Raw genomic sequence first — 6,178 nt, forward strand, 5'->3', positions numbered from 1 at the left:
TCGAAGAACCAATCCTGCGGACGACGACGAGCAGGCGGTGGCCCGGCTCGTCCACTCACTGGCCGACGCCGCCGGGGACGGGCTCCCCGCTGCCGTAGTGGTGGAGACCGTGCAGGGCGAGGGCGGGTCAACCTCGACATCCTGGCCTGGCTGAGCGCGCCGGACTCCTGGGCCCGGGAGCGTGGCACTCTGCTGGTGGTGGACCACATTCAGATGGGCTGCGGTCGCACGGGACCGTTCTTCTCCTTCGAACCGGCCGGAATCGTCCCCGACATCGTCTGCCTGTCCAAGTCCATCAGCGGGTACGGGATGCCCATGGATCTCATGCTGATGCGTCCCAAGTGCGACGTGTGGAAGTCCGGCGAGCACGACGGCACCTTCCGTGGGTACACGGACGAGCAACTCGAATTGGGCCTGGGAATACTCGAGGAGTACGTCGCCTCGACGGTCGGCAGGCGGGCCGTCGCGGCCTGAGTGCGCCCGAGCATCCCACCTCTTGGATGAACTCGGATGAACGACCCTCGCGCGGCGGACCGGCCTTGGGGTCGGCGAAGAACCGGCCGCGGGGCCAACGAAAGGGAGAACGCATGTCGGTCGACCTCATCGGCTTCCTCGGCGTAGTCATGGTGGCCTATGTGGTACCCGGCCCGGACTTCCTCGTAGTGGTGAGAGCGGCCGCCGACCATCCCGCCAAGGGCCGGGCCGCCGGACTGGGCGCCCAGACCGGCCTGTGCGTGCACATGCTCGCCGCCGCGGTCGGGCTCTCGGTGATCGCCGCCCGCTCCCCGATGGTCTATGACGCCATCAAGCTGCTGGGCGCGGCGTACCTCGTGTACCTGGGCGTCCGGGCCGTGTTGGCCGCGCGACGAGCCGCACACGAGCGGGCCGCCGGAAGGGAGGCGGTCGGTGGCCTGGCCGGCGGCAATGATTCACGAACCCCTCAGAAGGAAGGGTCGGCCCACGGCAGGTGGAGGTCCGGCTTCACCCAGGGCTTCCTCACCAATGTGCTCAACCCCAAGGCTGCACTGTTCTTCCTCAGTATCCTGCCGCAATTCGTCAACGGTGGCGGCTCAGCCACTCGGCAGATCTTCTTCCTCGGCACCCTGGACATCGTCATCGGTGTCGCCTACTGGTTCGCCCTTGTCGCCGTCGCCGCGCGGCTACGGGCATTGCTCGCCCGCCCGAAAGTCCGCCACCGCTGGGAGTTGACGACCGGCTGGCTGTTCATCGGCATCGGCATCGGTATCGCCGCTGCGGCCTGACAGGGTGTTCGAGAACCGATCCGGACCGTTAGGTTTGGTCGGCTGGTCATGTGACTGTGCCGAGTGGGTCCGGCGCCTAGAGCCAACCGGCCCTCATGCTGGTCACCGTCCCTGAATCCATATCGTTCGGTTGGCCGAGTTCGCCAGCCCATACCCGCTCCAGCATCCGGCGAACGCAGCCCAGGATTTCAGGCGTTGCTGTGCGCAGGCTGTCTGCATCCGCCGCAGAGATCTCGTCCGGAGAGATGCCGGCTTCGTCCAGCATGCTGGAGATGTTGGTGAACCTCTCAGCCAGCCATGCCAGCGGCTCGTCCGACAGCTCTTCGTCGAAAGTCCGCGGGCCGGGTTCCCAACCAACGATGTTGGGGTGGTGGTGCGTCCGATCAAAGGTGTTCGGAGCGGCCCCCGCATCCTGAAGGAGGTCCACCCGCCAGAGCGGGCGACTGATCGTGATGGGGCGCGCAGAGTAGATGGAGCTGGGCAACTCGCCGCTTTCGAAGACTCGTAGTTCCAGCCGTACACCGCACTCGGGGGACTCCTGTCCGTGGAGCGGGTTCGGGTTCAGGAAGTAGAGGTCGCTCACCACGACGCCGACCCGCTCAAAGGCGAATGCGTACAACACGCCAACCCCCTGGCTCCTCGTGAAACAGGCGAGTCCTGCCTTGCCGAGCCTACGGAAGCCCGCTCCTGCCTGACGATGCAGAACCGGCCAACGATACGCGGGCACTTACAGGTCATCTCAGTTGGACAGTCTGCGGTGGCCTATGAGGGGCACGGCGATGGCGGTGAAGGAGAGGAAGTGTTCTGGCTTTCTCCGGAAATGTGAGCACAGTTGTCGTGCTGATCCTGGACTCCCGTCACGGAGCACAGGATCAGCACGAAGCGGCGAGCGTTCCTGTCCGAGGGGCCCTCCGACGGAGACCGCCGGGCTGAGACCCTCATCCCGCCCGAGGTCACCCAACCCTCGCCGGCTGGGGTATGACGCCACCGATGGCGGTGACCGATGCCACCTATGGCCCCAACGCCACCTGCGGGTCGCGGTGAGTGACGATTAACTCGCCTTTCGGATGCTGGCCCCAGCCCCGCTACCGCGACCCTGGTCTCTCTCAGTGGGACACCTGCCGCGGGACTCGAGGCCTTCTCCCTATGCCGTTCGGTATGCCAGACGCGAGTAGCGAAGTGGTCCATCACAGCAAGCGGTCGACCAGTCCGTCGATGTAGTCCGGGGTGAGCGGGCCCATGCCGAACAGGACGCGGATATACATCGGGGCCAGGATGTGGTCCAGCACGTCGAACGCGTCGGGTGCGTCCTCGCCACGTTCGCGGGCGCGGTCGAGCATGGACTGCAGCTGCCGCATGCGTTCGGCGCGAAGGTCGGCACCCGCCTTCAGGCCCTGGTGACCGTTGCTGGACAGGGCGACGGCCAGGTGCAGCACCGCTGGGCCGTCGGGCCCGGTGATCTCGCGGGCCACGTTGGCAGCGTAAGTGCGCAGGTCGCCGGCGAGGCTCCCGGTGTCGGGCATCGGCGACTGCGCGTTGAGGCGAGTGAGCGCCACGTCGGTGAGCAGGGTTTCCAGGTTGCCCCACCGGCGGTAGATGCTGCTGTCGGCTACGCCCGCACGGGCCGCGACATCGCCGACGGTGAAGTTGCCGTAACCGCGCTCGCTGATCAGGTCGGTGACGGCCTGGTGCACCTCCGCGCCGACGCGGGCGCTACGCCCGCCGGGCCGCCGGGCTCGTTGTCGCTCGTTCATGCTCCCACCTTAACGCAGGTGAGACTTGCGTTTATGGGCGGCCGTCCCTATGGTCGCTTAATGCAGTCGCAGACTGCTTTAAAGCGCTCAGGTGCATCGCGCCACCCGCGGCGACCTGGGCCGGGCGCAACCAACGATTGAACGATTGAGAGGAATCCCCATGGCTGCATCGCATGTGGCCGTAGGCGGTCGATCAAACCGGGCCGTGCTGCTCACGGTGACCTGCCTAGGCCAGTTCATGGTCCTGCTCGACAACACGATTGTTGGAGCGGCGCTGCCCGATATGCAGCAACGGCTGCACACTCAGTTGACCGGCCTGCAATGGATCGTCGATGCATACGTACTGCTGGTTGCCATGCTGCTGCTGTCCGGCGGCATCTTCGCCGACCGGTTCGGCCGCAAGCGCGTGTACCTGACCGGCGTGGTGGTGTTCACCGTCGCGTCGGTGCTGTGCAGCCTCGCGCCCTCGGTCGGCTGGCTGGTCGCCGGCCGGGTGCTGCAGGGCATCGGGGCCGCGGCGCTGAGCCCTGCCTCACTGGCCCTGCTCGCCGCCGCCCATCCCGTGCCGCAAGAACGAATCAAGGCGATCGGGCTGTGGGCCGGATTCAGTGGAATCGGTCTGGCCGCAGGCCCCGTGGCCGGCGGCGTGCTGACAGATGCCTTCGGCTGGCCGGCCATCTTCCTGGTCAATCTGCCCATCGGCGTGGTTCTTCTGCTGGTCGGTCTGCGCACCCTTGAAGAGACTCGCAATCCGAGCGCCCCCGCGATCGACATCCCGGGGACGGTGCTGTCCGTTCTGGGGGTGGGGACGCTGACCTACGGGTTGATCGAGGGGGGTGCCCGCGGCTGGACGTCGCCGGTGATCCTGGGCAGTTTCACCGCCGCGATGATCCTCCTCGCCGCCTTCATCGCCGTCGAAGCGCGTCGTTCCGCTCCGATGCTGCCGCTGCGGTTGTTCCGGCAGCGGCTGTTCACGGTGTCCAACACGGCGATGGTCGTGGTGGGGTTCGCGCTCATGGGTTCGTCGTTCTTCTTCTCCCAGTTCTTCGTGTACGTCCAGGGCAGCTCGATCCTGCGCGCCGGTGTGCAGACCCTGCCGCTGTCCCTTGCCATGGTGATCGTCAGTCCGTACGCGGGCCGGCTCGCCGCGCGGTACGGCTTCCGGATCGTGGTTACCGTCGGCTTGGCCCTGGCCGGCCTGGGACTGCTGGCGCTGGGCATGGTGCACGCCGACACCGGCTACGGGAACGTGTGGTGGCGGCTGGGACTCGTCGGCATCGGCTTCGGCCTGACCATGTCCCCACTGACGGGGGCCGCCATCCAAGCGGTGAGCCCGCAGGAGGGCGGCCTTGCGTCAGGTATCAGCAGCACCACCCGGCAAATCGGCGCGGTGCTCGGCGTGGCGGTACTGGGGGCCATCGTCCGCACCCGGCAAGCCGACGGCGCCTCCTTCGAGTCGGGCCTCAACAGCGCGTTCGTAGCGGCCGGTGCCATCACGTTGGCCGCTGCCGTGTTCACCGGTTTGTGGCTGGCGGGGTCCAAGCGGGCGGAAGGCGCTGCGGCGGCGCGGCGTTCCACCGGCCTTGAGGCGGTCACCGCCTCGAAGGAGGCGCCCGCGAACAGCCGTTGATGACCGCGAGCGTCTCGGCCGGGCGGGAGGGTCCCGAGGGAGGCTCCTTCAGGGGGCACCCTCCCGGCGCGCAACGGGATGGCGCGACGCCCTGCGTCTTTGGCGCAAGGCCAGACGATTGCTGCTTTGCCCGCTCGGCAGAGGCGTCCCGTGTGCGGTGTGGTTGGTGGGGATGGGGCGTTGGTGTTGGCCTGGGCGGTGGTTAGGGCGGGCTATGGGTTCTGTTGCGGTGGTCGGGTGTAAGGGCGCAGGTGGCGAGCGTCCTCAAACCGGACAGGCGGTTTATATGGGGTCCGGGCGCTGTTGGTAAGCCCAGGACTAGTTAGGGAGCGTCGTCTCATTCTGTGCTGAGTGCTGAGTGCTGAGTGCTGAGTGCTAACTGCTGGGTGCTGAGCGCTGGGTGCTGAGTGCTGGGTGCGGGGTGCTGGGTGCGGGGAGGGCTACCAGGTCCGCTGCGCGTTCGTTCTCGAAGTTTCTGCATGGGGCTAGGGCTTATCCGGTGGATCATGGGCTGGGCAGGGTCAGGGCCTGGGTGAGGCGAGGGGTGGCCAGAGCCCTAATCGTGTTGACCGGCCCCGGCGGGCAGTGCTGGAGTCGGCACGTGGACAGCATCCCCGCCAACCGGCGGCTCTGGAACAAGATAAGCAGTGCCTACCAGAACGAGCACGACCCGCAAATTGGCGCAGCACCCCGGCTGTGGGGCATGTATTCCATTCCCGACGCGCACCTGCGCGCCCTGGGCGATGTCGCCGGCAAGCGCGTCCTCGAACTCGGCTGCGGTGCCGGCCAGTGGTCCAGGGCGCTTGCCGCCGAGGGCGCCGTGGTAGTTGGGCTCGATCTGTCCGAAGCCCAACTCGCCGCAGCGGCCGGTGCGATGGGGGCGGCCCGCTATTCGCTGGTGCATGGCGCCGCCGAACAACTTCCCTTCGCTGCCGACAGTTTCGACCTGGTGTTCTGCGACTTCGGTGGGCTCAGCTGGGCGTCCCCGCACCTGGCCGTCCCGCAGGCCGCACGTGTCTTGGGCCGAGGCGGGCGCCTGGTGTTCAACGTCGCCAGCCCGTGGTTCGAAGCCTGCTACGACGAAGCCGCCGACCGCGTGACCACAACGCTGCAGCGGGACTACTTCGGGCTGAACGCCATCGCCGAAGGCGACGGTGCGACCAGCTATCAGCTCACCTACGGCGACTGGGTCAAGGTCCTGTGCGGCGCGGGTCTCATCATCGACGACCTCATCGAGCCGCGGCCCGAACCCGGGACGCCCAACGGCTACAACGAAACCGACCCACCCGACTGGGCACACCGCTGGCCGGCGGAACTGCTCTGGGTAACTCACAAACCGTAAGTTCCGCCGCGCCTAGACGTGAAGGCATCCCCTCACTGGACGGGCCCTCGTCGAGGTCGCCGATGAGAAGCGGCTCTGGGTGTTCTGGTTGTGGTGTGGGTGTGGGTTGGGTTGTGGTGGTGGGGTGGTGGGGGCTGGGTAGAAACCAGCTATGCGGTTTTGTATTGACAGGGGTGGGGGGATCTATTTG

At 67.1% G+C, this 6,178-nt stretch carries 5 protein-coding genes and 1 pseudogene; 4 read left to right on the forward strand and 2 right to left on the reverse strand.

The genetic code is table 11. From position 1 onward, the window contains the following. Window positions 1-58: 58 nt before the first annotated feature. Window positions 59-387: pseudogene (locus ACI2L3_RS29340) on the forward strand (aminotransferase class III-fold pyridoxal phosphate-dependent enzyme); the annotation flags it as partial. A 200-nt stretch (window positions 388-587) separates the two neighbouring features. Further along, window positions 588-1,262, forward strand: a complete 675-nt coding sequence (locus tag ACI2L3_RS29345; RefSeq protein ID WP_404755389.1) for a LysE family translocator — start codon at window positions 588-590, stop codon at window positions 1,260-1,262. A 76-nt stretch (window positions 1,263-1,338) separates the two neighbouring features. Here ACI2L3_RS29345 and ACI2L3_RS29350 read toward each other — a convergent pair whose 3' ends face one another. Beyond that, the gene (locus ACI2L3_RS29350; protein WP_404755390.1) at window positions 1,339-1,884 is read right to left on the reverse strand and encodes a hypothetical protein; all 546 of its coding nucleotides are present in this window, start codon (window positions 1,882-1,884) and stop codon (window positions 1,339-1,341) included. 565 nt (window positions 1,885-2,449) lie between these two features. Continuing rightward, on the reverse strand, window positions 2,450-3,016 hold the full coding sequence (locus ACI2L3_RS29355; RefSeq protein WP_404755391.1) for a TetR/AcrR family transcriptional regulator: 567 nt from the start codon (window positions 3,014-3,016) through the stop codon (window positions 2,450-2,452). 160 nt (window positions 3,017-3,176) lie between these two features. Here ACI2L3_RS29355 and ACI2L3_RS29360 point away from each other — a divergent pair, with 160 nt between their 5' ends. Together ACI2L3_RS29360 and ACI2L3_RS29365 are read left to right on the forward strand one after the other, a co-directional pair. Next, complete coding sequence (locus ACI2L3_RS29360; protein WP_404755392.1) at window positions 3,177-4,646, forward strand: DHA2 family efflux MFS transporter permease subunit; 1,470 nt, start codon at window positions 3,177-3,179, stop codon at window positions 4,644-4,646. A gap of 601 nt (window positions 4,647-5,247) precedes the next feature. Further along, entirely contained in the window at window positions 5,248-5,988 is a 741-nt protein-coding gene (locus ACI2L3_RS29365; RefSeq protein WP_404755393.1) for a class I SAM-dependent methyltransferase, read from the forward strand. Window positions 5,989-6,178: the final 190 nt, after the last annotated feature.

This window comes from Streptomyces sp. NPDC029674, assembly GCF_044903205.1.
GTDB lineage: Bacteria > Actinomycetota > Actinomycetes > Streptomycetales > Streptomycetaceae > Streptomyces.